The organism is Sporosarcina soli (assembly GCF_042655805.1).
In the GTDB taxonomy this organism is placed as follows: Bacteria; Bacillota; Bacilli; order Bacillales_A; family Planococcaceae; genus Sporosarcina; species Sporosarcina soli.
Map to the genome: position 1 here is coordinate 1,374,407 of NZ_JBHSNO010000005.1, position 26,253 is coordinate 1,400,659.

The 26,253-nt window shown below is 43.9% G+C and carries 21 protein-coding genes; 8 read left to right on the forward strand and 13 right to left on the reverse strand.

Annotated elements, in window-relative coordinates; all coding sequences use genetic code 11:
• Positions 1 to 127: 127 nt before the first annotated feature.
• From ACFPRA_RS10610 to ACFPRA_RS10620, 3 genes are all read right to left on the reverse strand, one after another.
• The gene (locus tag ACFPRA_RS10610; RefSeq protein WP_381433864.1) at positions 128 to 1,948 is read right to left on the reverse strand and encodes an SEC-C metal-binding domain-containing protein; all 1,821 of its coding nucleotides are present in this window, start codon (positions 1,946 to 1,948) and stop codon (positions 128 to 130) included.
• A 135-nt stretch (positions 1,949 to 2,083) separates the two neighbouring features.
• Entirely contained in the window at positions 2,084 to 2,497 is a 414-nt protein-coding gene (locus tag ACFPRA_RS10615; protein WP_381433867.1) for a VOC family protein, read from the reverse strand.
• A 128-nt stretch (positions 2,498 to 2,625) separates the two neighbouring features.
• Positions 2,626 to 3,507 (reverse strand): LysR family transcriptional regulator, encoded by an 882-nt coding sequence (locus ACFPRA_RS10620; protein WP_381433869.1) that lies wholly within the window; start codon positions 3,505 to 3,507, stop codon positions 2,626 to 2,628.
• A 128-nt stretch (positions 3,508 to 3,635) separates the two neighbouring features.
• Between ACFPRA_RS10620 and hutG the strand changes: the two genes are divergently transcribed.
• The 3 genes from hutG (at position 3,636) to ACFPRA_RS10635 (ending at position 7,413) form a co-directional block, all read left to right on the forward strand.
• Positions 3,636 to 4,610: a formimidoylglutamase gene (hutG, locus tag ACFPRA_RS10625; protein ID WP_381433872.1), complete on the forward strand. Its 975-nt coding sequence runs from the start codon at positions 3,636 to 3,638 to the stop codon at positions 4,608 to 4,610.
• Positions 4,594 to 5,784, forward strand: coding sequence for a sodium/glutamate symporter (gene gltS, locus ACFPRA_RS10630; RefSeq protein ID WP_381433875.1), 1,191 nt, complete (start codon positions 4,594 to 4,596; stop codon positions 5,782 to 5,784). Before hutG ends, gltS begins: the two co-directional genes overlap by 17 nt.
• Positions 5,785 to 6,051: 267 nt before the next feature.
• Positions 6,052 to 7,413, forward strand: a complete 1,362-nt coding sequence (locus ACFPRA_RS10635) for a sodium-dependent transporter (protein ID WP_381433878.1) — start codon at positions 6,052 to 6,054, stop codon at positions 7,411 to 7,413.
• Between the two features lie 146 nt (positions 7,414 to 7,559).
• Here the strand turns inward: ACFPRA_RS10635 and ACFPRA_RS10640 are convergent, their stop codons facing one another.
• From ACFPRA_RS10640 to ACFPRA_RS10685, 10 genes are all read right to left on the reverse strand, one after another.
• Positions 7,560 to 8,057: a flavin reductase family protein gene (locus ACFPRA_RS10640; protein ID WP_381433881.1), complete on the reverse strand. Its 498-nt coding sequence runs from the start codon at positions 8,055 to 8,057 to the stop codon at positions 7,560 to 7,562.
• Positions 8,058 to 8,177: 120 nt separating this feature from the next.
• Positions 8,178 to 8,966 (reverse strand): 2-keto-4-pentenoate hydratase, encoded by a 789-nt coding sequence (locus ACFPRA_RS10645; protein WP_381433885.1) that lies wholly within the window; start codon positions 8,964 to 8,966, stop codon positions 8,178 to 8,180.
• Between the two features lie 25 nt (positions 8,967 to 8,991).
• The gene (locus ACFPRA_RS10650) at positions 8,992 to 9,528 is read right to left on the reverse strand and encodes an FAD synthetase (RefSeq protein ID WP_381433887.1); all 537 of its coding nucleotides are present in this window, start codon (positions 9,526 to 9,528) and stop codon (positions 8,992 to 8,994) included.
• A 91-nt stretch (positions 9,529 to 9,619) separates the two neighbouring features.
• Entirely contained in the window at positions 9,620 to 10,624 is a 1,005-nt protein-coding gene (locus ACFPRA_RS10655) for a VOC family protein (RefSeq protein WP_381433889.1), read from the reverse strand.
• A 26-nt stretch (positions 10,625 to 10,650) separates the two neighbouring features.
• Positions 10,651 to 11,862 carry an acyl-CoA dehydrogenase family protein gene (locus ACFPRA_RS10660; protein ID WP_381433892.1) on the reverse strand — a complete coding sequence of 404 codons (1,212 nt, stop codon included), beginning with the start codon at positions 11,860 to 11,862 and terminating at the stop codon, positions 10,651 to 10,653.
• 28 nt (positions 11,863 to 11,890) lie between these two features.
• Complete coding sequence (locus ACFPRA_RS10665) at positions 11,891 to 12,730, reverse strand: alpha/beta fold hydrolase (RefSeq protein WP_381433895.1); 840 nt, start codon at positions 12,728 to 12,730, stop codon at positions 11,891 to 11,893.
• 294 nt (positions 12,731 to 13,024) lie between these two features.
• Positions 13,025 to 15,292 (reverse strand): arylsulfatase, encoded by a 2,268-nt coding sequence (locus ACFPRA_RS10670; RefSeq protein ID WP_381433897.1) that lies wholly within the window; start codon positions 15,290 to 15,292, stop codon positions 13,025 to 13,027.
• 329 nt (positions 15,293 to 15,621) lie between these two features.
• A complete protein-coding gene (locus ACFPRA_RS10675) occupies positions 15,622 to 16,611 on the reverse strand; it encodes a formylglycine-generating enzyme family protein (RefSeq protein ID WP_381433900.1) in 990 nt (329 codons plus the stop codon).
• Positions 16,612 to 16,770: 159 nt separating this feature from the next.
• Positions 16,771 to 18,660, reverse strand: coding sequence for a V4R domain-containing protein (locus tag ACFPRA_RS10680; RefSeq protein ID WP_381433903.1), 1,890 nt, complete (start codon positions 18,658 to 18,660; stop codon positions 16,771 to 16,773).
• Between the two features lie 362 nt (positions 18,661 to 19,022).
• On the reverse strand, positions 19,023 to 19,985 hold the full coding sequence (locus ACFPRA_RS10685) for a 2-hydroxyacid dehydrogenase (RefSeq protein WP_381433906.1): 963 nt from the start codon (positions 19,983 to 19,985) through the stop codon (positions 19,023 to 19,025).
• A gap of 119 nt (positions 19,986 to 20,104) precedes the next feature.
• Here ACFPRA_RS10685 and ACFPRA_RS10690 point away from each other — a divergent pair, with 119 nt between their 5' ends.
• The 5 genes from ACFPRA_RS10690 to ACFPRA_RS10710 all read left to right on the forward strand — a co-directional run bounded on the left by ACFPRA_RS10690 (position 20,105) and on the right by ACFPRA_RS10710 (position 26,129).
• The gene (locus ACFPRA_RS10690) at positions 20,105 to 21,703 is read left to right on the forward strand and encodes an ATP-binding protein (RefSeq protein ID WP_381433909.1); all 1,599 of its coding nucleotides are present in this window, start codon (positions 20,105 to 20,107) and stop codon (positions 21,701 to 21,703) included.
• Positions 21,700 to 22,392 carry a response regulator gene (locus ACFPRA_RS10695; RefSeq protein ID WP_381433912.1) on the forward strand — a complete coding sequence of 231 codons (693 nt, stop codon included), beginning with the start codon at positions 21,700 to 21,702 and terminating at the stop codon, positions 22,390 to 22,392. The genes ACFPRA_RS10690 and ACFPRA_RS10695 overlap by 4 nt, the downstream gene beginning before the upstream one ends.
• 141 nt (positions 22,393 to 22,533) lie before the next feature.
• Positions 22,534 to 23,547, forward strand: coding sequence for a Bug family tripartite tricarboxylate transporter substrate binding protein (locus ACFPRA_RS10700; protein ID WP_381433915.1), 1,014 nt, complete (start codon positions 22,534 to 22,536; stop codon positions 23,545 to 23,547).
• A 323-nt stretch (positions 23,548 to 23,870) separates the two neighbouring features.
• Positions 23,871 to 24,320, forward strand: coding sequence for a tripartite tricarboxylate transporter TctB family protein (locus ACFPRA_RS10705; RefSeq protein WP_381433919.1), 450 nt, complete (start codon positions 23,871 to 23,873; stop codon positions 24,318 to 24,320).
• Positions 24,321 to 24,602: 282 nt separating this feature from the next.
• A complete protein-coding gene (locus ACFPRA_RS10710; protein WP_381433922.1) occupies positions 24,603 to 26,129 on the forward strand; it encodes a tripartite tricarboxylate transporter permease in 1,527 nt (508 codons plus the stop codon).
• Positions 26,130 to 26,253 lie beyond the last annotated feature (124 nt).

The following is a 26,253-nucleotide window of genomic DNA, read 5'->3' on the forward strand; positions in this document are numbered from 1 at the left end:
TCTTTACTTTTTTCATAATGAAAATATGCATTCAAATTGGATAGCTATGAAATCAAACCGCATGTCTAAAGTGTATGAACATAGAAAAAACCATACGAGAAAATGGCTCGTACGGCAGATCTCTTCTTTATTTATTCCCCTTTAACAACCACCAAATATATCTCGCTTCTTCTACACTTCCCGGTTCAATCGATTGATGGCGCGGGTACGAAATTGCCTTCGCTTTAAATGTCATCAGATGCATGACGTGTCCATTCAACTGCGCGGCGGCTTTTAACATCTCTTCCACTTCAAGTGACTGTCCACCAGACGCTTCATGCTCGAGTTTCCAGTCCAAATAGAGATACGTCGCATCCTGTTGCGAGCCTTTTTCATAGCGCACCAATAGTTCAGCCGCTTCTTTATAACGCTCGACGTGAATGAGGGAGGCAATCGCTTCGTAGCGAGCGCCTTGTTGATCGTTGCGGTTCATTTTCACTAGATCCATAAACACGCCTGCCGCCTCATCATAGTCGCCGCAACTGAACAGGTGGATTCCATACGCGAAAGTTGCTCGCATGAAGGGGCGGTTCGGGATATTTTGCCACGGCGAATCCCCTGGCTCAAAAACTTTACTCGCTTGACGAATCGCTTTTTCATAGAGCTCTGCCGCTTTCTGCGGATCTTCTTCCATCTCCGCAGACATTAGCAACACATCTGGAAGATCCGGTTCGATTTCCGAAGCCCGTTTCGCAAGCCTCTGCCGATCTTCTTCCGTATCTGCGGTATACGCTTCATAAGCAAGAAGCTGTGCCCGTCCTTCCGCGATGCCCGGTCTCCGCTCCGGTTGAACGATTCCCGATGTCGTCATCGCCGTTTCCCAAAGCTTTTTCTCTGTCGGCCTTGGATCCGTGCCGATTTCGTAAACCCGTGCCGTCACCGGTTCCTCTCCGCTATCCATCATTGCATCGAATAAAGTGCGCAGTTGTTCCGTATACAGGTCAATTCCTTCCTTAGAAGGACCGAACTTCCGTACAATTTCTTCTTTCAAGCCTTCTCCCTGCACGATGCCGATTTCTACCCCTGTCTGCAAAGCTGCCACCACAAAATCCGAGGCCACGATCGCTTGCTCATTTTCATTCAGGAAATAAGCAACAGCCAACTTATGCATGATCTCTCGTGAATCCGCGGTTTGTTCCCATTCAATCATAGTCGAATCCAGCTCTTTCAAGGCATTCAATTGTGAAGGATCCAGCATCTCTTCCACTAGCTCATTCATGGAAGCTTGGCTCCGTTTGATGAGCAATTCATAAATCGCGAGTATATGATCCTGTAAAAATTCCTCCGAAGGTTTCTGTAAATCAGATTCCCTCAATTCATTCAGTGATTTCTTCGTCTGTTTACTCCACTTGGCAAGGAAGATCATGGAGGATACTGGAGCGACAACGTCTTCCCCTTTGCGCGGATCCCGAAGAACAATCCCGAATAACAACGTTCCACTATCCGCGGGCACTCCTTCGGCACGGGTCAAGCGATACTCCTTTTCCCCGAACAGCTCACGCACTTTCATCACTTCCGCCTCTACGGCTACAATCTCAGCAAGCAATAAAATCGGTTTACTCCATTGTTCTAATACCGCTACAACCGATTCGCGTTTCGTCTCCGCAAGTTGTACTTCCATATATGTACGCCAAAGCTTTCCGTTCTGGATAAACAAATAAAACTCGCTGGCCGCCTCTTCAATATGCTCCTTTTCCCAACTATCCGATAACCGGTTTGCCCATTCCCGCATGATCCGCATCATTTCCGCCCGATCCTGCCCTTTCGAATAGGCATCAAAATAGCCACTTAGGATGCGATCGAGCTCTTCATTGACAATCATTTCAACCAAATCGGTTCCCTTCGCCCCACAACATTTCTTATACTTCTTTCCACTCCCGCATAAACAAGGATCATTTCTTCCGATCACGCCTATCCCCCCTATCAGGTAGTGCTTATTTCTATGTTAACCGCTGTTATATACGAATTTCTCTGCCAACGATCAGCAAACGAACGAAAGGCCTCTTTCCATACAAAGGCCTTCCGTTCTTCCCGCTTTAACATGCTATCCTTCTTTTTCACAATTCAAATCCCAGACGAATCCATATTTATCCCGCACTTTTCCATACTTCGTTCCCCAAAACGTATGTTGCAATTCCATGAGCATCGTGCCTTCTTGCAGGAGCCCGTCATATAGTTTTTGAATTTCCTTATCACTTTCACATTGAACTGTTAAAGACAGTCCATGTTGCACTTCTTGCGGGCGTTCTTCAGTCGAGTCCGCGAGCATCAGCTGAAAATCACCTTTTTGAAGATGACAATGAATGACAAGGTCTGCCGCTTCCGGAGGTGAAGGAAAATCGGCATCTCCATATCGCTGAACGCCCAAATTGACCAGACCGAAAAGCTCCGTATAAAACTCAGCTGCTTCCTTCGCTTGCCCATGGAAAGTCAAATAAGGGATGATTGACCCTTTCATAGCAAACACCTCTTTTCACTTTACTAGCATGTACTCGAATCAATGGAACTCTATTTTTAATACCCGAATTATCGTTTCTTCAACCTTCGAACCCCCTCATAATCATCTGTTTTCTGTTCTAACGACTGTTACTCGAAGAATTCCGTAATAGCTGATAAAAATGACCGGATAGCCGGGGACAGATACCTATTTTTCATATAGGTCAAATAAACAGTTCTCTCCAATGCAGTTGGTGCAATAGTTCTACTTCTGATTAACGTATCATGCGGTCCTTGCAAGTAATTTTCCGGGATAATCGTGATTCCCAAATTTTCACGCACTAAGCTTAAAGCCGTTTCAAACCGTTCAATCTCATATTTAATATTCGGCCTTACATTTTCCAATTCAAATGCATGCAGTATGTCTTCCCTTGTCTGAAATCCCTCAGTACTCAAGATAAACGGTTCCTTTATGACATCCTTAAGCGTAATCGCTTCCATATTTACAAGTGGGTGACTTTCATGGTGCACCAAAACCAGCTTCTCATTGTATAAAGGAATGGTTTCAATATCGGCTTCCCGAATCAACTGATTTGTTAAAATGGCATGCGTCTTATAGTTTCTAAGTGAATTTTTCACATCATTTCCGCTTAGCACTTCCGTTAGCTTAATATCCATATCCGTAACTTTTTGATGGTATTGAACAATTACTTTCGGCAACCAATGCTTGACGGATTCAATCATGCCGATTCGAATATCCCCTTTGCCTACGTTTTTCACTTCCTCCATTTCTTTTTTCACGACTTCCATTTCTGATAATAAATGAATTGCTCTGTCGTAGAGGATTTCACCCGCTTCGGTCAATTTGATGGATCGCGTATTCCTTTCAATAATTTGAAACCCTAATTCACTTTCCATATTCTTTATCGCATTACTCAATGATGGCTGTGAAATATGCAGCTCCTCAGCCGCTTTTGAAAAACTCATTTTGTCAACGACAGTTACAAAGTATTTCAGTTTTTTGAGCTCCAAAGTCAACACCCTTAGTACTTATAGTTTGAAACTATCCATTTATTATAATTATATATTAGAATTTATAAATCTGTACATATATACTTAATGAGTATTACATTTTCTGAAGTTTAGGAAAGGATGATTACATGATGAAAAAAGTAAATCCAAATGTTTGGACTGGACGCACAGACCACATTGACAATAGATCCAGTTTTCGTTATCACCAAATCGTGGAATTCGAAAATATAGATGCATGCAAGCCATCTCCCGCTACTTGTGCCATTATCGGTTTTGAAAGTGAGGAAGGTGTCCGCCGCAACAATGGACGACTCGGTGCAGGAAAAGCACCCGATGCGTTGCGTAACGAACTTGCAAAATTACCTTGGAAGATGCCTGAAGGACAACGACTTGTTGATTTAGGGAATATCGAATGCCTAGACAATAACCTTGAAAAAGCTCAGCAACAACTAGGTGATGCAATCGCTGTAGCCTTACACAATGATATGACTCCGATCATTTTAGGGGGCGGACATGAAACCGCTTACGGACATTATCTTGGTGTTCGAAAACACGTAGGGAAAGAAGCAACCATCGGGATCATCAACATCGATGCCCATTTCGATTTACGCCCTTACGATGAACAGCCGTCCTCCGGCACGATGTTCAAACAAATACTTGAACAGGACAAGAAAAGCAGCTATTTTGTAGCCGGTATCCAGCGCTACGGCAATACACAAGAATTATTCGACCGAGCTGACGCGCTTGGCGTTACCTATGTTTATGAAGAAGACATGCATATCGGCAAAATGGATAGCCTAACTGCAGATCTCGAAAAATTCATCGCCCGGCATGATTTTGTCTTTCTCACTTTATGTATGGATGTCCTGAATGCAGCTTTCGCACCCGGCGTAAGTGCCCCTTCACCTTTTGGTTTGGACCCAGCTATCGTCAGAGCTATTATTAAAACGGTTACATCCCATGACAAAACCTTGTCTTTTGATATCTCGGAAGTCAATCCAATTTTGGATGAAAACAATCGCACCGTAAAACTTGGGGCTTATTTGACAAATGAGGCCATCACATCATTTTTAGGAGGAACATTGCATGACGTTAGTTCTTAACCAAGTTACAACTCTCTTTCTAGCCATCGCCCTCCTTACATTAGGAATGCTTTTAGTCAAGAAAGTCGGGTTCCTTAAAAAGTTCTGTATTCCGGCTCCTGTCGTCGGTGGCTTATTGTTCGCCATTTTTGCGACCATTTTCAAATCACTCGGATGGCTGGAAATCACCCTTGATACATCCTTGCAAAGCTTATTCATGCTGACATTCTTTACGACAGTCGGCCTAGGAGCAAGCTTTAAACTTATCAAGCTCGGTGGTAAACTGCTTGTCATTTACTGGCTTGCTTGCGGATTTTTAGCGCTTGCCCAAAATACAATCGGCGTCTCCATGGCCTATCTCTTTGACTTGCATCCGCTAATCGGCATGATGGCTGGTGCTGTATCAATGGAAGGAGGTCATGGCGCTGCTACGGCATTCGGTCAAACAATCGAAGACCTGGGCATCCAATCCGCCTTGTCTATCGGAATTGCTGCTGCCACATTTGGACTCGTTGCAGGCGGTCTAGTCGGAGGACCAACCGTTAAATACTTGATTTCCAAACATAATCTGAAACCGTCGGAAATAGATGATGGTATAGGAATGCCAGTGGGAGAAACAGAGAAACCAATCCAGACGGACGCTTTCTTCACACAGATTTTGCTCATCACACTTTGTATGGCGGTCGGAACTTATTTAGGAGATCTATTTTCAGCTGCAACAGGATTCGTCCTACCCGGCTATGTTGGCGCCATGTTCGTTGCAGTCATCGTCCGGAATATCATGGACAAACTCAATCCGAAAACAGTCGACATGAAGGGCATTGGCTTAATCAGCGACGTATCGTTAGGCATTTTCCTCTCCATGGCACTGATGAGCATCAAGCTATGGGAAGTTGCCGATTTGGCCCTTCCACTACTCATCATCGTCTTTGTCCAAGTTGTTTTCATCGTCCTATTCGGGATTTTCGTCTTGTTCCGTTTACTTGGTAAAAACTACGATGCCGCCATTATGGTCGCAGGGTTTACTGGACACGGTCTCGGGGCTACACCTAACGCAATGGCCAATATGGCAGCTGTTACAGAAAGATTCGGTCCTTCTCGAACAGCATTCCTGATCGTTCCAATTGTCGGTGCTTTCCTCATTGACGTATTCGCGATTCCTATTATTATCACTACCATTAACTTGTTCCACTAATAAAACGTACAGCTTTTAATGAGGTAGGTATACACGCATGATAAGCCTACAACATACATTTTTCACCACTTAAAAAAAGTCTGCCATCAATGAATTCATTTCATTCAGGCAGACTTTTTGATTTCCCCGATCCCACGCTTTCGCAAACCAAACATTCCGCTATCTGAGCCTTTGTAAATAGTGACATTTACCCTTGAATAGGCTAGTATTATACAAGGTCTTTTGCATCATAGAACGCAACACGGAAAAATCGAAAGGATTGAAAGTATGTCTCAACAAGAACATTGGAAATCGAAGGTCGGTTTTGTACTAGCTGCGGCCGGTTCTGCCATCGGACTAGGAGCCATTTGGAAATTCCCCTATGTAGCTGGAACAGGCGGCGGAGGAGCCTTCTTACTGATTTTCTTATTATTCACGTTACTATTAGGCGTTCCCCTTCTGATCGGGGAATTTATCCTCGGCCGTAAAAGCCAGAGCGACGCCATCACAACCTATAAACTTTTTGCCCCCCAAACGAATTGGCATTTAACAGGAAGAATCGGTGTCGTCATCAGCTTTTTAGTTTTGTCTTTTTATAGTGTTGTCGGGGGATGGATCATCCTCTACTTATTCAAGGCAGTGACCGGCGGGATTTCCGGACTTTCCGAAGAGCAATTTGGACCATTATTCGGCGGTATTATTGCGGATCCAATTTCCACACTCATCGGTCAACTGCTTTTCATGCTTATGACGATTATCGTTGTTGCGCAAGGGATCCAAAAAGGAATTGAAGTAGCAAGTAAAATCATGATGCCTGTCCTCTTCATCCTGTTTGTCCTTATTGTCATCCGTTCGCTCACTTTGGACGGCGCGATGGAAGGCGTTCGCTTTCTACTCGTCCCTGATTTCACGCAATTGACATCCGAATCGATTTTATTTGCCCTCGGGCAAGCGTTTTTCACACTCACATTAGGCGCTTCTGTCATGGTGACTTACGCTTCTTATCTTCCCAAAACGCAAAACCTACCGGGCTCTGCCTTTTCAATCATTACGATGAACATCATCATCGTGCTCTTAGCGGGTCTTGCTATTTTCCCGGGTGTTTTTTCATTCGGTTTTGAACCGGACGCTGGTCCTACTCTTATTTTTACAGTATTGCCGGCCGTCTTCAATCAACTGCCGTTCGGCATCCTTTTCTTCATCGCATTTCTGATCCTATTCTTATTTGCGGCACTTACTTCCGCTTTTTCGATGATTGAAATCATTGTCGCGACGATGACAAAAAATGATCCAACGAAACGAAAAAAATTCACTTGGATCATCGGAATAGCCATCTTCATCGTCGGCATTCCCTCTTGTTTATCGTACGGGGTCATGGCCGATGTGAAGCTTTTTGATAAAACGGTTTTCGATCTGGTCGATTATGCCGTCAGCAATGTTTTAATGCCACTCGGTGCATTGTTGATTTCTATCTTCATCCCTTTGAAACTCTCGAAAACGGATTTATTCAATGAGATGAAACAAGGATCGAATGTCGGAAAACTTTTCTTCAATAGTTGGTATTATCTATTGAAATATGTCACCCCGATCGCCATCATTATCGTGTTTCTCGATGCATTAGGCGTATGGCGTTTGTTTGGGGATAAATAAAAAAACGATAGGACTGCCCAGAAAATCAGTGAAACTGACTTTCTGGGCAGTCCTATATTTTTAAAAAACTATACTCTCGGTAGATGAATCCGGAAACGGTAGCTTCAAGCGATCCATGAAGAGTTCTCCACTATTTTCATAGCAAATCAAACGTGAAACTCCAGCGGAATAGGACCGAATTTTCTGTTGTGATACAACATAGGATCCTGATCTCCCTTTTCAATATCCAGCACCCGGCCTATTAAGATGGTATGATCTCCAGCCTCTACAGTTTGGTATGTCTCACATTGCAATACAGCAAACGTATCTGCAATAACCGGAAGGTCATGTTCAGATGTCTCCCATTGGCAACTTGCAAAACGGTCCGTATTTTTACTGGCAAAGATTTTGCAAAGCTCTTGTTGCTCCCCTGCCAATATATTCACAGCAAATTTACCGGCATTTTTAAATACGTCCAATGAAGAGACGGAATGGTCAATCGACCACAGAATGAGTAATGGATCTAACGAAACGGAGGCAAACGAATTTACCGTCAGTCCAACCGGAGTCCCTTGATCATCCTTCGTCGTAACAATCGTAACGCCTGTCGGATAGTTTCCCATCACTTCTTTATACAGTACTTGCTTATCTATGCTTTTTTGCACCCCACTCAACTCCTTCATATTCTCATCTTTTCAATATGCACATGCCCGTGAAAACAGAAGTAATGCGCCCTTTTATCCATCAGACGAACCGTATCCACCCAGCCATTACTATTCTTGCTCTTAGTTTGATGAAAATTTGACACTTACTTCATCTAAATGATCCATCTGTATGCTAAACACATCTCCTGGTCGTGCGTCCACTGCTGCTGAAAGTGCTCCAGATAAAATAACTTCACCGGCCTTCAGACCAATTCCAAATTCATGCAGTTTATTGGCGAGCCAAGCTACAGCGAATGCGGGATCTCCAAGCGCCGTAGCTCCAACACCTGTATTGACAACTTCACCGTTTCTCTTAAGAGCCATCCTGATTTGCAGCAGATCAACGTCTGAAACCGGCAATGGAGGACCACCGAGTACATACAACCCGCAGGAAGCGTTATCTGCGATCGTATCTGCAAGCTGGATCTTCCAATCTTTCACGCGGCTATCTACTACTTCAATGGAAGGCAATATGTAATCAGTCGCTTGCAACACGTCCTCAGCTGACACCTCGGGACCGACTAAGTCCTTTTTTAGTACAAAAGCAATTTCACCTTCCACCTTTGGTTGCATCACTCTGGAAAAAGGAATTTCAGCTCCGTTTGCCACAAGCATGTCATCCAATAAGTGCCCGTAGTCGGGTTGATCGACGCCCAACAGCTCCTGCATAGCCAAGGACGTCAAGCCGATTTTTTTCCCGGTAATGGTTCGACCATCCTTCCGTTTTCTTTCGATATTGTGCAACTGTACCTGATAGGCTTCTGGAATACTTAGGTTTGGTTGAAGTTCCGTCAAGGCTGGTATACCTTTTCCAGTCTGTTCTGCATCCCATAAATGGACTGCCAATTCTTCGATACTTTTGCTTATCATACTCAAAGCCCCCCTGAAACAAAATCTATGATGACTCATTAATACGATCTGTATTCCATCCTAATAATGTATTCGCCTCATTGAAAAGTTGACGTATTCGACTGGATGAGATGACCTCACCCGATCCGCATCGTACCGGCTCCAGTAAATGAACAGGAAACCGCTCTCGTAATAATTCAACGTTTCCGCTACGGTTGATACCAAACCTAAAATCACTACCAACCCAGATCCCTTTTGGATTCAATGCCTGTATTTCTTCATAAAACTCCTCAGCTTTCCGTGAAGCATAGTGCGTATCAAACGGTGCCACGATAACATGTTGCACACCTAACCGACTCAATCTCTCTAACTTCTCAGGCAAGGAAGTGAGCAGTCGTACCTTCTGAAAATAGACCTTTGGCGGAGGATCGAATGTATATAATACAAAAGGAACTTGCAGTTTCTCCGCTTGCAGACGTGCACTGAGAATCAATTCTTGGTGCCCTTTATGCACACCGTCAAATGCTCCAATTGCAATAATCGAAGCAGGCAATTTTAAGTCATTGCAAGTGTGAATCCTCATTTTAGATCACTCCTCTTACTGAAGACTTCACAAACATAGTAGGTGGAATGAAATATTCTTTATTTCATTCCACCCTCATGTTCTGCTTAACTCAACCCTTTGAAAGCGCCGCCAAAGGAGACAATTGGCTTAACGCTTCTGTTGTTTGGTCCATCGGATGATTGTTTTGATGTGGCACATATTCCGTAGGTCCCCAATACGTGAGCCCGAGATCCATATCTTTTTCCGTCCATTCAATCGGTTCCCAATCCGGATCAAAAATGAGGTAACTATTGCTAAACAATTCGACACGGTGACCACTGCCCGGATCCTGTACATAAGTGAACAACGCTTGGCTAATGCCGTGCTTTCCAGGACCCGAATCCGGGACGATGCCGTGCTCCCGTAAAATATCGCAAGCTCTCAGGACATCTTGAGCATTGTCTAACCAATACGCTACATGATGGAATCTTGCAGGCGTCGGGGCATTAGGTTCAGCCATCACTGCAATATCATGTACGAGCGGTGTCACACTCATCCATCCGGCAAGTACTTGTTCGTTATTAACCCGAATATATTCCCGCATTTTGAAACCTAATTGGTCTGCAAGCCAATTATGCGCAGTGCCTGGATCATGGGATGTCCAAACATTCACATGGTCGATTCTGCGTGGAGAAATCCCGCGATTCCATGCTTTATGCGTTTGGTTCTTCAAAACCGAGCGCTCGCCTTCCGGAGCAAGTGGTTTTTCTACATCATAATATAATTCAAGATTATGACCGGTAGGCATTTGGAAGCGAATGGCATCTCCCTGACCCGCCTCCTGTCCTTTCAAAACCTTTTGAACCTCCGTACCAGAAGCTTTTAGCATACGTTCAAACAACTCCACATCTTCAGGACGCTTTACCCGCCATCCGATATGGTCCATATAAGCACGATCCCCTGCTTTCAGCACAAGACTGTGGTGTTCAAACTCCCCATAAGCCCGTAAGTATACGGTATCGCTCGACCGCTCCGTAATCTCCAAACCGATCACTTCATGGAAAAACCAAAGTGATTTTTCTAAATTTGGAGTGACCAGTGAAACATGTCCTAACTTTGCAATTTCTGGATTCATTTTCATCCCCGCTTTCATCATTATTTTCAGATAAAGTCTTTATTCGGTTCTAATCCTGACAGGATTCGACCATAGGTTTCCAATTGAGATGATGGCAAGATCGCTCCATGCACGTACATCGACCAAAAATCACGGAATACGCGCTGTAACGGGTTGCCATCGTAAATATAAGATCCTCCGCTGGCCCCGATAAGGATATTGATCGCTTCTTTACAATACTCCACAGCGATCCCCATATCCCCATTCACTTTCACCCGCGTCTCCACATCCATATATTCACCGCTTTCAGCAACAGCATCGAGTGTATCTGCAACACGGTAAAAATGCATCGCCGCCGAATCAATTTTTAAAGAGGCTTCCGATAGCTGTAAATGCGTTACAGGAGCTTCACTTTGTTTCTCGTAAAATGTATAACTGATTCTGCGGTTTGGAAGTCTTTCCATAAAGATATCCAAAGCAGCCCTTGCCAGTCCTAAAGCCGGAGCCGATAATGACAAATTGAGAGCTGGAAAAAGTGCCGTATTATACAATGCGTCATCCCGCAAATGGGCAGATTGGAAATTCCCGTTTTTGGTTTCTGACAAAGATACCGCACGATGGTCGGGCACAAAGGTATCCCTGATGATAACGCCATGGCTGGATGTACCTCGCATACCGAGCGTATGCCAATCATCACCGATTTCGATATCTTTGAAAGGCAAAGTGATCAAACCGTGATCTATGACAGCACCCGTCTCATCCACAAGCGGCATCCCAAAGTAGCCCCATGTTGCATGGACACTACCAGAGCAGAACATCCATCTTCCCTCATCAATGTGGTAGCCTCCCTCTACGCGACGAACCCGGATTTCCCTCGGTTCAAAGACACCCGCAAATACGACATCTGTCTTCGGACCATAAATCTCTTCATGCGTTTTTTCTGAAAAGGATTCCGCTATCATTAATTCACGGATATTACAAAGAGAGTAGACCCAACCCGTCGAACCGCAACCACGTGAGATCTCGACAAGACAATCCAAATACGTTCGAATATTCGATTGATGGCCGCCATATCTTTTAGGACGAAGAATTTTGAAAAGCCCTTCATCTTTCATTTCTTGAATGATATCTTCTGGCACTCTTCGAAGTTCTTCTGTCTCGCCACCCCGTGCACGCAATTTAGGCACAAAGCTTTTTGCCTTTTCTACTAGTTCCTCATTGGTTTGCAATACAACAACATCGGAAAGATTATGCTTCATGGGACAATTCTCCTTTGCTTTAGATGATTTATAGTTCTTCCGCGAAGAAATCTAAGACGAGCTTCACAAACTCTTTTTTCCGTTCTACCTGCACCCAATGTCCGCAACGATCAAAAACATGCAGTTGGGCGTTCGGGAGATGCGTTAAAAATTGGAGACTTCCTTCATACGGGACAAAGCGATCGTCACGTCCATGAAGAATTAAAAACGGATGGTTCATTCTTCTCAGCGCAGCTGGAGGAATCGTCATATATGGCGGACTCTTAAACATAGACTCATAGGATTTTCTAACTTCCGGACGCATCACTTCCTGGAACCGCTCCTCAGTAATTGCTGTGAGTTGATCGCCAAGGATTTTCTCATCGTACACAAACCATTTAAATAGATTTTCAAGAGCAGCTGGCGATGGATCTTTATAAAAATTGGCCATTCTGTAAAGCTCTGGTGTTGGTTCAGTAGATGCACCTGCGCTCCCCATCAAAATAACCCGCTCAAATCGCTCCGGTAGATTCATGGTCAAGTTAAGAGCAAGAGCCCCTCCCATGGAATTCCCCACGAGATGCGCTTTTTGGATACCAAGCTTGTCGATTAAGGCTGCGATTTGCTCCACCCTTTGGTGCATCCACCCTAACATTTCAGTTGGCCGTTCTTCTGGATGGTCTGTACTCCCAAATCCCCGGATATCCGGAGCCACTACATGATATCGCTCGCTAAAGATAGGTAAAATATCTTTCCAATTCGACATTGCGGTTGCTCCCGGGCCACCGCCGTGAAGAAAGATAACCGTCTCTTTGTTTTGCTCCCCTCCTTCATGAAAAACCGTTTCATAATCTCCCGTCTGTATCCGTTTTGTTGAAATTTGTGTCATGTTAATTACCTTCCTTTCCGTTAAAATGTAAAGTTAGTTCCGATGAAAGGTTGGTTCGGAAAAATCGGATATGTATCCGCTTTCAATGGAACCTTTCTTAAATTATGTCATTCAAAAAAGCCAATAACTAGAATCAAAATCATACAGAATGGTTCAATTATTTAGTAAAAACTTTGTGGTATGTAGTTTCAATAAGCCATTTTCGATAAAGATTCTATAAGAAAAAGGAAACTTCTTCTCATGACGAGCGAAGTTTCCCTTTTTAAAAATTATTTCACCGAAATATAATGCTGGTTAATGCGCTTCTTCCAACTCAAAAACAACTTTTTCAATCGTTCCGGAAAACTTGAATTTTCCTTCGTATGCCTGACTGACAGGGTTCAAGTTATCTTGCCCTATATCTAGACCTTCAAAAGACAATTTGAGTGGGTGCGTTTTCTCAATTTCTCCTTCCGCCACTTGTCGTCCGTCAATAGAAAGACTGACCGTACCTTGATAATTGCCTGTTTTCTTAAATTGCATTTCAACAACACTGTTACCTACAGGCACTTCTTCAGATGATTCCACTTTATAAACCTTAGTCCCTAAAATATATTCATACACAAGTTTATTGTTTTGTATATAAAAAGTATAACCGCTTTGAAAATCTCCCAAAGCAACGAGAACACCTTCATCTGCACTATTTTCTCGGACTACAGGCACTTGAATCGAATAGCTCTTATTAATAGTGAAAGGTGCAGCACCTTCTGGAAGATGAGACATGCCGGGATAGAATGTAAATCTCGATTTTGCCCTGTTCGAATCCTCCGGAACCGATAGAAAACCGCCTAGCCCCAGATCACTCATCGGAAAGACATTGAACTTTTCCGCTTCAGTATTAAACAACTCCTGTAGTTCCTTCAGTTTCTTTACATTATCCCTTGCTACATTTTTATGCTCAGTCATATCTTCAGCGACATGATATAATTCCCAGACGTCTTTGTCGTAATCTTCGCCGTTTTGGTGAATCCCTATCGCCTTCCAACCATCATGATAAATTGCGCGTTGACCAAGATGCTCATAATACTGTGTCTTTTTTCCTTCTGCTTTAGGATTTGTCAACGATTGCTTAAAACTTTCTCCCGTGAGTGGTTCCTGCTTGATGCCTTTTATCTTTTCGGGCAATTCAACACCCAATAAGTCCAATACAGTAGGGGTAATGTCACTGACATGGACATATTGTTCACGGATTTCTCCCTTATCTTTAATGAGTGACGGATGATAGACAATAAGCGGCGCTCGAAGCCCACCTTCAAAAGTGGTAGACTTGTACATTTTAAACGGTGTATTGCTCACTTGTGCCCAACCGCTTGGGAACTCAGCCTTTACATGTTCAGACCCTATTAAATCGTATGCCTGCATAACTTCTTCCTTACTTTGGGGAATCGCGTTGTATGTTAATGTATGATTAATGGCTCCGTTTTCCCCTCCAAGACCGCTTGCCCCATCATCGGACATAACAATAATAAGCGTGTTCTCCAATTCGCCAACAGCACGTAAATGATCCATAAATCTGCCAATTTGTTCATCCGTATAAGTGATCGAACCCGCATAAGCTTCTTGGAAACGGGCATATGTTTTCCGCTCTTCCTCCGTTAATGCATTCCATGCTTTGACACCCGGATTTCGATTAATAAATTCAGCTTTTTTCGGCAGGATTCCTATTTCTATCTGTTTGTCAAATCGCTTCTTCCGTATGGAATCCCATCCTTCGTCATACTCTCCTTCATACATTTGGATATATTCCTCAGGCACTTGTATAGGTTGGTGCTGGGCTCCAAAATTCAATGTCACAAAAAAGGGCTTGTCCGGATCGATGGAAACATGATCCGTAATATACTGATTAGCCTGGTCCACCATCGCTTCGGAAAAATGGTAGTCGCTCTCATCAGGCACGTCAATAAAAGTATTATCGTTAACCAGTTCAGGTTTCATTTGATCAGTGGAATCTTCCAAAAAACCATAGAAGCGATCAAACCCTTTTCCAAGTGGCCAGTTTTCATAAGGGCCTGCCGGCGTAGCATGATGGGATGGTGACAAGTGCCATTTCCCAAGTGCATAATTGTTGTAATCTTCCTCTTTCAGGATTTCAGCAATCGTAGCAAATTCCGGTTGAATCCTTCCGCGTTTATTCGGAAAATCTGGACCAAGGTCAAAATTTGCCACTGTTCCCATTCCAAATTCATGAGATTGTCTACCTGTCAATAATGCCGATCTTGTAGGAGAGCATGTTGGCGTTACATGGAAGTTATTATATCTCAATCCATTTTCCGCAAGCCAATCCGTATGGGGAGATTGTATTTCAGACCCAAAGCTAGAAAGGTCAGAATAGCCAGAGTCGTCTAGTACTATATATGCGATATTCATTTTTTCACGATCCAGAGATGGATTGCTTTCTTCTACCGGTACATTTTCCATCACTTTATTGCTATTTCCACAAGCTGTTAACAAAGTTACACTCGTTAGTAGTGTTGCCACTTTTTGAAAAGGCGGCCAAGTAAATTGTTTGGGCACATTATACATAACCTTTATCACTCCAATACGTTTTTTCAAAAACTCTTTTCAAGCACCTATCTGAATCTTCCTTTACTATGGAGTCGCCAATACATTTCCTCCCTTCTAACGGACAGGGGACTGAACACAACCTGAAATAAATAACCCTAAATATGAATGCGCTTTCAAGATGTATTTATCAAATTATAGACATGTAAAATGATTAAAAACTAGTACAAAATTAGTGTTAAATAATCGAATTATTTAGTAAATATTATATAGTTTTGTACAAAGCCAAAAACAGCAATGGAGTTACAGGATGATCCCATAACTCCATTGCTGTTTACCTTCAATTTACATTACAATTTGGTGTTTTCCAGGCTTTCTGGAATAATATTCGCCGCACACCGAAACCCCATATGCCCCGTGGAGCTATCCGCCGTATTTCGCGATCTAGCTGCTACGCGGTAACGATTGCAATAGGATTTATGGCAAAGATAGCTACCGCCTTTAATGACTTTTTCCTGACCGGTCGCTGGACCTTGCGGATTCACGATTATTTCTTCATCTGGATGACGGGGCGAAAACCAGTCTGCGCACCATTCCCAAACATTGCCGACCACATTGTACAAGCCGTAGTCGTTCGGTGAATAATAATGAACCGGAGCCGTTCCAACAAATCCATCCTTGGCAGTATTGGTAGTTGGAAAAACGCCTTGCCACGTATTGCAGTTATGCTTGCCTTTATAAGTTAATTTATTGCCCCATGGATATTTCTTCTGGACAAGTCCGCCCCGGGCAGCGTACTCCCATTCTGCTTCTGTCGGCAATCTTCTACCGCTCCATTGACAATACGCTTGGGCATCGTTCCAGGAAACATGGACAACGGGGTGATCCAGTCGTTCATCGATCGATGAGCCCGGTCCTTCGGGGTGCTTCCAGCTGGCTCCATGTACTTGGAGCCACCATGGTGTTTGCTGCACAACTTGCTGATTCTGTAGCTTTATTTGTTCAGATACTAGAAGGTGAAACACAAAGGACCATCCGTATTTCTCCGCATCTGTTCGGTAACCTGTCGCATCGATAAATTCCTTAAATTGTGCATTGCTTACAGCATATTTATCAATGAGAAAAGGCTTCAATCGAACGTTGCGCACCGGCCCTTCTCCATCTTCCTTAAACCCTTCTTGATCATCTGTTCCCATTAAAAATTCGCCACCTTCAAGCCTGACCATCTGTTCCATATGCCTGAGCGGCCCATTAACCACATCGATGGAAGTCGAAACCTCCCCTAGTTCTCTTGTAACATTAGCTTCTGTTTTTCGTGGTGGGCAACATTGTTTCACCATAGTCAATCTCTTCTCCTTTCATAAGAGCGACCTTACTGCAAGTCGCACAATCATTATGTATTCTTTATTTCAGGCACTCTTCCACATCGGAACCGCTTACAAAATAATATTCAACCGTAGCGAAGTACCCTATTTCACAGATCTTGCCTCTCCTTTTGGCTACTCTATTTCTAATACTCCTAATGCAATCAAAGCTTCCAATATTAAAAACAACTGATGACTGTCTTCAGGAGCGCGGAGATCTTTTTTAATAGCAGTTTCTATCTTTTTAATCCGGTATAATAATCCACTCATTGATAACTGAAGATCTAGCATCGTCTGCTCTAATCTTCCACCATTGGCCAGAAATATATAGAGTGTTTTAATAAGCTTATCATCTGGAAAGCCATCCTCACTATACAAAGGGCCCAACATATTTATTGCCAATGCTTTAATAGTCTCAGCGTTTGATGAATTGATCAATACGCCCACCACACCTAAATCCGCAAAAGAAACAATTTTTTTTGTTACAGTCATTCTTTGCGCTAATAATGCCTCATCATAATATTGAGTGGCGGATTCTATTTGCTTGCCCACAGTACTAATACCGAATTGAAATTCACAGTTCTTGAACGACTCTTCTAAATAATCCATAAATTCTATGGATAATTCAAAGATTTCACTTTCCTTGTCTGCTTCTTTACAAATTAAGCAAACGATATTCCCCTCTCTTTGGCCAATCAAGACATTGCGTTTTTGGTTCTTGAAATAGGCATGGGCCGTTTCGATAATTTGTTCATGAAGCAGAAACTCATCATTCATATTATCTGCTTGTTTACTGACGTATCCTACTACAACAATGTGAAAGGGTTGCGAAAGATCAATGTTCACGTATGTGCCACGCCTAATAATTTCTTTTCGTGAAGCATATTGGTTATTCAATAATTGTTCCAGAAAATTTCCTTTCATCCGTTCAAACGCTTCAAAGCTCGTTTTCTCATTCAACAGAAATAAAGATACCGCATTGGAAACCCTTTCAAGTATGAGTAAATCATTATCCCGGCATCTGCTTTTCCCCTCAATATAGAGGAAAATACAGTAACCGATAATTTGTTTTCTGACAGTAACTGGTACAATAAGACGGCTTTGCTTCTCTGTACTAATTACCGTCCCTTCTACAGAAGTGACCTCATTGCCGCCTCTTTTAAACAAAGGTACGTTGGTTTTATTTTTTTGTATATATGCATTAAATTCCAGTTCCAACTGAAGAAAATCATCCTTCGTTAACCCCGAATAGGCAAGCGCACGAAAATTTCTATCTTGTATGATACACGGGATATCGGTGATTTCATATGCAATATCGACAATGGACTGCAAGTCATTGCCATTAATGATTTCTTCCGTTAACCTTTTATGGACATTCGATATCTTCGTAATGCTATTACGCTGTTCGAGTAGTTGTTCATATGTAAATTCCAGTTCTTTAACGATTGGCGTTTGATGATAATATTGTAATTCCTCCTGAATATCCTCTTCCCAAAGATCTTGTGATTTTAAGATCCATTCACATTTATCGTCCCCCATCCCGACGCATGAAATTTCTTTCACTATAACCGGATGATTGCATACTGTCGTTAAATAACCATTTAAATAACCGACATTAATATGACAAACCGGTGTGTCGGAAATCGAGATACGTTTGACATGTTCTTCTGCCTCATACGATCCGATCCATGTTCCTTTCCCATGAACGGATGCAATCGATTGATCGCTCACAAATTTAAAATCCGCCTCATACACGATACTTTGAATATAGCCGTTTAGATGGTGATAGACAGGTCCCTGTTTCAACAAATTTTCCAGCGAAGAATCTGATGCCATTTCTTTCCTCGCATCACTGACTCCCATTTCCCAGCCATAGCTGAGCAAGAAACCTTTCATTCGTTGCATGCCTATATGCTTGATAAGCCCTTTCCTCAAAATTCCAAATGCCTCTGGATAGGTCGATATCAAACGATCTTCCTGCAGAGTTTGTGGGCTTTCCGATTGACCTGATACATGAACAATCATAGTTAGAACACCCTTTCATCATTTTGATAGATTCTATTCCAAGAGCTTACATCACGAAATTTTCTCCTCTCACTTGCCTGTCCCAAAAATCGGATTTCCAGACAATATCATTTACGAATCCTCACAAATAGAAATTATATGCATTCATTTTTGCTTGTCATTGCCTAGTATAACTTCCATCCTATTTCTTGAAGCTTAACAAAGATAGTAAGCGTTTTCAATATATCATTTCTTTTAAAAAAGCAACTTTTCGGCAGATATGCAGAAAGTTGCTTTTTTTCATGACAGATTCACCAGCAATTCTCATTGCTTTCGTCATTTCGTATCTCCATGTATTTGATAGCTTGACTTGAAATTTATCATCAAACGACGCGATTTTTCGGTTCCCTTCCTTCCAATATATCCAAAATTGCCTGAGCACTCAATTCCATCATGCCAATTCGGGTTTTAATGGTAGCGCTACCGATATGCGGCAAGACTGTCACGTTTGGCAGTGTAAGTAGCGGATTGTCGAGCGGAACCGGTTCCTTCTCAAACACATCAAGGCCCGCTGCCCAAATCTGCCCTTCCTTCAGTGCATGATACAACGCGGTCTCATCGACAATCCCACCACGTGCAACGTTAATAAGCACGGCTGTCTTCTTCATCAGCGCAAGTTCCCGTTCACCGATCATTCCCAGCGTCTCCGGCGTAAGGGGTGCCAGAATCACAATAAAATCCACTTCTTTCAGCAATGTATCGAGCTCGGCATATTCGAAACCATAGGCCGCTTCCGCCTCGGGTTTCCGGCTGCGATTATGATACAACACACGCATATCGAAACCTTTCGCCCGTCGTGCTACCGCTTCACCGATCCTTCCCATCCCGATGATGCCTAGCGTAGCACCTCCTATATCCATCCCTGTATAGCCCATTGGAGACCAAGATGTCCACTGACCTTTGCGTAACGTATCTTCCGCCTCCATCAATCGACGCGCTGTCGCAATGAGTAGTCCGAAAGCAAGATCCGCCGTCGTATTCGTCAGCACATCTGGCGTATTCGTCACAATGATCCCCCGCTCTTTCGCAACTTCCAGGTCAATATTGTTATGGCCAACCGCCATATTCGAGACAATCTTCAATTTCGGTGCCGCCATCAGCACCTCCCGATCGATGGAATCTGCCGTAACGCTCCATAATGCATCTGCATCCGCCACTTCTCTCAGCAAGACCTCCCGCGGAACTTTCTCACTCTCCGAATCCCACATCCGCACATCGAACTTCTTTCGTAACGATGCAACTACTTGCTCTTCCATCTTTCTTGTAATAAAGATTCTCGCTGCCATCCAAAATCCCCCTATTCCCATAATTGTTAATAGTGTAGCATATAGAGAGGTGCATTGGGACTATGTAAGACTGCTATCCCGCTGTATGTGCACACAAAAAAGATAGAGGGATGATATAAATGAAACCGGTAACTTTACAATCACGCATCTTTTCATATGGTGCCCTTTTCGTTTCTGTCATCGCCGTCATCATCGGTCTTTCCTTCTATTACACGATGTCGCAAGGAATTGAACAGCAAATTGGAGAGCGGGCGCTAAGTATCGCAATGACGACTGCAGATAGACCTGATATACGCGCGGGTTTTGAACATGACAATCCGACAGAAGTATTGCAGCCAATCGCGGAAGCCATCCGCCTGAAAACCGGCGCCGAATATGTCGTCATCGGAAATAACGAGGGCATTCGATATGCCCATCCCGTTCCGGAACGGATCGGGAAAAAAATGGTCGGCGATGATAATGAACGCGCCCTCATACTTGGGGAATCGTATCTATCCGAAGCGACAGGTTCACTAGGTCCCGCACTGCGTGGGAAAGCTCCGGTTTTTAATGAGCAAGGCCAGATTATCGGAGTCATATCCGTCGGGTTTTTAACAACAGATATTTCCTCCATGTTTTTCCAGTATGCCGATAATATCCTCTATATCGTGCTCATCGCCATCATTTTGGGTGTAATCGGATCAAGCATCCTCGCACGCAACATCAAAAAAGAATTATTCGATCTTGAACCCGCGGAAATTGCCAATTTATTCACCGGGCGCAATGCCTTGATCGAATCCGTCCGCGAAGGGATTATTATGGTCGACGCAGAAGGTCTGATTACGACGGTGAATGCCGCTGCCTACGAAGCACTTTCATTCCCCCGTCAGACCGAGCTGATCGGTCGCTCCATCCGGGACGTCCTACCGAATACGCTTCTCCCAAATGTGTTGGAAACCGGAGAGCGACATCTTGATCGTCCGATGGAGATTCACGGAAAAAAAGTGATTGTCAATCGGATCCCTATCCGAGTGGGCCACCAAATCGTCGGAGCCGTTTCAACGTTCCGACTCCAATCGGACATCGACCAGTTAACGATGGAATTATCACAAGTAAAGCGGTATACAGAAGCGCTGCGGGCACAGACGCATGAATACAATAATTTTTTATATACCATTTCAGGGCTAATCCAACTTCATTCTTACGAGGAGGCACTCCACCTGATCCATGACGAGACGTCCGAACACCAATCCCTGATCCAGTTTGTGACAAAGCGATTGCGAGATCCTTTTCTCGGGGGGATTGTCATCGGCTTTTTCAACCGGGCAAAAGAATTGAAAATCCGTTTTCTTCTCGATGAAGATAGCTCTTTACAAGAACTTCCTGAGCATTTGGAAAAGAATCACTTCGTTTCCATTATCGGAAACTTGGTCACCAACGCTTTTGAAGCGGTCGAATCATTTTCAGAAGATCGTCGGATGGTCCGTATTTTCATCTCGGATAACGGTGAAGAGATCTTACTTGAAGTGGAGGACTCGGGACTTGGCATTGCTGCCGACGTACTGAATGCGGTATTTCAAGTGAAAATTTCAACAAAGGATTATGAAGACCGGGGATATGGGTTACTAAAAGTAGCAGAAAATGTGAAGGATCTTGGGGGTTCCATCACTTTAGAAAAAGGAGATCTAGGTGGCGCATTATTCATCATCTCCATTCCGAAAAGGGGACATTTTTCATGACAAAACCAATTGAAGTGTTAATCATTGAAGACGATAAACGAATTGCTGACATCCACCGACGATTCATTGAGAAAATTGCCGGCTTCCATGTTGTCGGGGCGGCACATACCGGCGAGGAAGCAAAAGATTGGGTCCAGGCTTTGTCACCGGACCTTGTCCTATTGGACGTCTACTTACCAGACACACTCGGTACAGAAATCATGGCCTTCATCCATGAAGACAGTCCCGAAACGGACATTATTTTCATAACGGCTGCGGCCGAAGTCAATATTGTAAAAAAAGCCTATCGGCGAGGCGTTGCCGATTATATTTTGAAGCCGCTGACGTTCAATCGATTTGAGGAAAGTCTCCTCTCCTACAAAGCAAAGCGGGAGGCATTGACCGGCGATGGACCTTTACAAGAAGACTCCATCCAACTTCTGTGGAATAAAACAACAGAAACGTTATCGCCCCCTGCTTCCGCCCCACCCAAAGGCATCGATCCTCTGACGAAAGAGAAAGTCGTCAGCCATATCGAACATTTGGAAGGTGGCATCACGGCAGAAGCGCTCGGATTGGAAATCGGTGTCAGCCGTTCAACTGCTAGACGCTATTTGGAATACCTCGTTTCGGAAAAACGTGCATTTACAGAGCTTTTATACGGTTCAGTCGGACGTCCTGAAAGAAGATACTTTCTTAAAAGCCGGTGAACATTATGAACAAAATGACATTTACTCACATTATCCAACTTATCGACGGAAACATCGAATTCAAGTAATCTTCTGATAAATTAATGATAGCGGTTTCATACGCTATCATTTTTTTTCATTTCAAAAGGGGGAACTATAGGAATGTGGAAGAAACTCACAACATTTGCATTGGCCGGCGTAGCAGCCCTTAGCCTTGCAGCATGTTCAACAGATGGTGAAGCAGAAGAAGGTGCTTCCTCGACGTATCCGGAGCGCAATATTACGTTAGTTGCACCTTCTGGGGCAGGCGGTGGATGGGACTTGACCGCCCGCGCCATTGCAAAAACGATGAATGATACGAAATTGATTGAAAAACCGATTACGGTGGAAAACAAGCCCGGCGGTGGCGGTGCTGTTTACATGGCGGAATTTGCAACAAAAGAGGCGAAAAACGATTACGCCCTTCTCGTCAAATCTCCGCCTCTCTTGATCAACAACAACAAGGCGGAAGGAAACAGCCCTTACGGCTATCAAGATACAACACCTCTAGCACAATTGACACGTGATTATGGTGCAATCGTTGTCAAAGCCGATTCGGAATTCAATACGTTGACGGATGTATTGGATGCTATTCAAGGTGACCCAGCCTCCGTGACACTTGCCGGTGGCTCAGCACCCGGATCGATGGACCACCTTGTCGGCGTCCTGCCTGCGTTCGAATATGGCATTGACCCGAAAGTCGTGAAATATGTATCGTATGACGGCGGAGGTGAGGCTGTTGCGGCACTGCTCGGGGGAAATGCAGATGTTATCGCAACAGATGCTTCCACAATCGGACAATATGTAAAATCCGGTGATGTCCGTGTCCTTGCAGTCACTTCTGCAGAACGTCTTAGCGGGGATTTAGCCGAAGTTCCGACTCTCAAAGAAGAAGGGATTGACGCAGAATTCACGATTTGGCGCGGTATTTTCGGACCGAAGGAAATGTCTGATGGAGCTGTCGATTATTGGAGTCAAAAGTTGCAAGAAATGATCGAGACGGATGAGTGGAAAGCTGAATTGGAGCGAAACGGTTGGGAAAGTGAATACCGAAACTCCGAAGACTTCACGAAGTATCTGGAAGACCAAGACAAAGTCATTGTGGAATTGCTAACTGCACTCGGCATGCAAAAATAACAGTATTTGGGCGGTTCAGCCTGTTGACAAACGCTCGCATCCGTTGTTGAAGCCTGCAGGATGTAGGTCATGCATCCGTTGCCAATCGAACAGCAGAGGGTTCGATTTGCCGTATTTCTGTGCTCTTTGCAGAAATTAAGGCACTTTTTTTGGACGTCGCACTCTTAGCCTGCCTTCCACGTGACAAGCGTTTTCAATCAGGCTGAAGGAATTCCTAATTTACAGCGTTTACCTAAAAAAGAGGTAGACAAAGTTAAATAACCACTTTGTCTACACTCTAAGGCGGCTTAGCCGCCTTTTCTTTTAAGGAGGTGTCAAGGACTATGAGTAAAACATTCGATCGCTATACGAGTATCGTCTTTTTACTGATTGGTCTTTTATTTGTCATTGAAAGTATGAAAATAGCCGATAGTGCATACGGGTCGGCAGTTGGACCTAAAATCTTCCCGATGTGGCTCGGCATTATTTTAATTCTTCTGAGCTTGCGCTTATTATACGAAACGTTTAAATACAAAGCGGAGGCAGTCGCCAAAGAAAAGCTTCAATATAAGAAATTTATCATCATTCTTGTCAGTGCGGCATTATACGCGTTCTTATTAGAAAAAATCGGATATGTCATTTCAACGTTCCTTTTCTTACTTATCGCTTTCCAAACGATGGAACGAGGCCGTTACTTACCTAGCATTATTATCGCGGCGGTTTTTTCATTTGGTGTCTATTACTTTTTTGCGGAATTTCTCGGCGGCTCATTGCCTGGATTCCCTACATTTTAACTTGCTTCAGCATTCCTCTATCATTTATAGACATGACGAACAAATGCAAGTTCAAAATCCTAATTTAAGATAAATTCAACTATCATGCTGAATCAAGTTAAAGCCTCCGGCGGATGTCACAGATTTTGAAGGGAGTTAATTGCGAATCGAACGGCGAAGGGTTCGATTTGCCGTATTTCTGCGTTCTTTGCAGAAATTAAGGCACCAGCAATTAAGAAAGCGCAATTCAAAATCTGGACGCAATTACGCCAAGGCGTAATTGATCAAGAAAGGAGTCAAGTTATGAGCACTTTACAATTTTTAGCGGATGGATTTGCGATCGCTTTTCAGTGGCATAATCTATTATTTGCGTTTGTCGGTGTGGTCATCGGGACGGCAGTCGGCGTGTTGCCTGGCATCGGACCAATGAGTGGAGTCGCGCTCCTCATCCCTGTTACGGCAACCATTACTTCAGGCATGCCGACAAGTGCAGCTGCTGCCAGTTCAATCATTCTACTTGCCGGTGTTTACTACGGCGCTATGTATGGAGGCTCAACCACTTCCATTTTATTGAATACCCCAGGAGAGTCCTCATCCGTCGTGACAACGCTGGATGGTTACCAAATGGCTAGACAAGGCCGTGCCGGGGTAGCTTTGGCCATTGCGGCGATCGGTTCGTTTTGTGCCGGCATCGTTGCGCTTATCGGTCTTGTCCTATTGGCCGAACCCCTCTCTAATGTCGCCATTAAATTCGGACCTGCGGAATATTTTTCTTTGATGCTATTAGGTTTGGCTGCCGTTAGCGGTCTGGCCGGAAAATCGATGACCAAGGCATTGATGATGACCGTCTTCGGACTGATGCTCGGTACGATCGGTATCGACGCAGTATCAGGCATCGCTCGTTTTACATACAACCAACCCATTCTATTTTCCGGATTGGAATTTTTAACAATTGCAGTCGGATTGTTTGCACTCGGTGAAGTGTTCAAGACCATATTGGAACGTGATGGCGAAGACGAATCCATCGCAAAAATCAAGCGGATCCTTCCGACAAAACAGGATATGAAAGACAGTACCGTCCCGATTGTCCGCGGTTCCTTGCTCGGATTTTTCATCGGCGTCCTTCCAGGGGCAGGCGCTACACTCGCCTCTTTCTTCTCGTATATGACAGAGAAGAAATTCAGCAAAAAACCCGAGACGTTCGGAAAAGGGAATATCGCCGGCGTAGCTGGTCCGGAGTCAGCAAATAACGCAGCTTCCGGCGGCGCCATGATTCCTTTATTAACATTAGGAATCCCCGGCTCCGGTACAACCGCAATCCTAATGGGTGCGTTGATCATGTACAATATCCAACCCGGCCCGCTCCTCTTTGATGAGCATCCAGAAGTGGCTTGGGGACTGATCGCCAGTATGTTTATCGGCAACTTGATGCTATTAATCTTGAATATGCCACTCGTTCGTGTATTCGCCAAAGTCATTCAGACACCGAAAAAATACTTGTTGCCGATCATCGTGGCCATTTCATTTTTCGGAGTGTATGCAGTCCAGTATACGACATTTGACTTGTACTTATTGCTTGGTTGTGGTGTGGCCGGTTATCTATTGTCGAAAAACGATTACCCAGTCGCTCCATTGGTATTAGCACTTGTGTTAGGACCAATGATTGAAAACAATATGCGCCGAGCACTCACCATTTCAAACGGTGATTTCAGCATCTTTTTCACGAAACCACTATCCCTTATCTTCATCATTGCCGCTGTAGCATGGCTTCTCGTCCCTATGTTATTGAAAATGAAAGGCCGCTCAGTCATTGTGGAAGAAGAAGGTTAATACTGAAAAAGCGGATTGCCCGATTAAATGGGCAATCCGCTTTTTAATACGGAAAGTTTGAAGGAGTAAGTAACGTTTCCACTAAACTTCACAACGCTCTCCATTATAAAAGCGCTGCAACAAC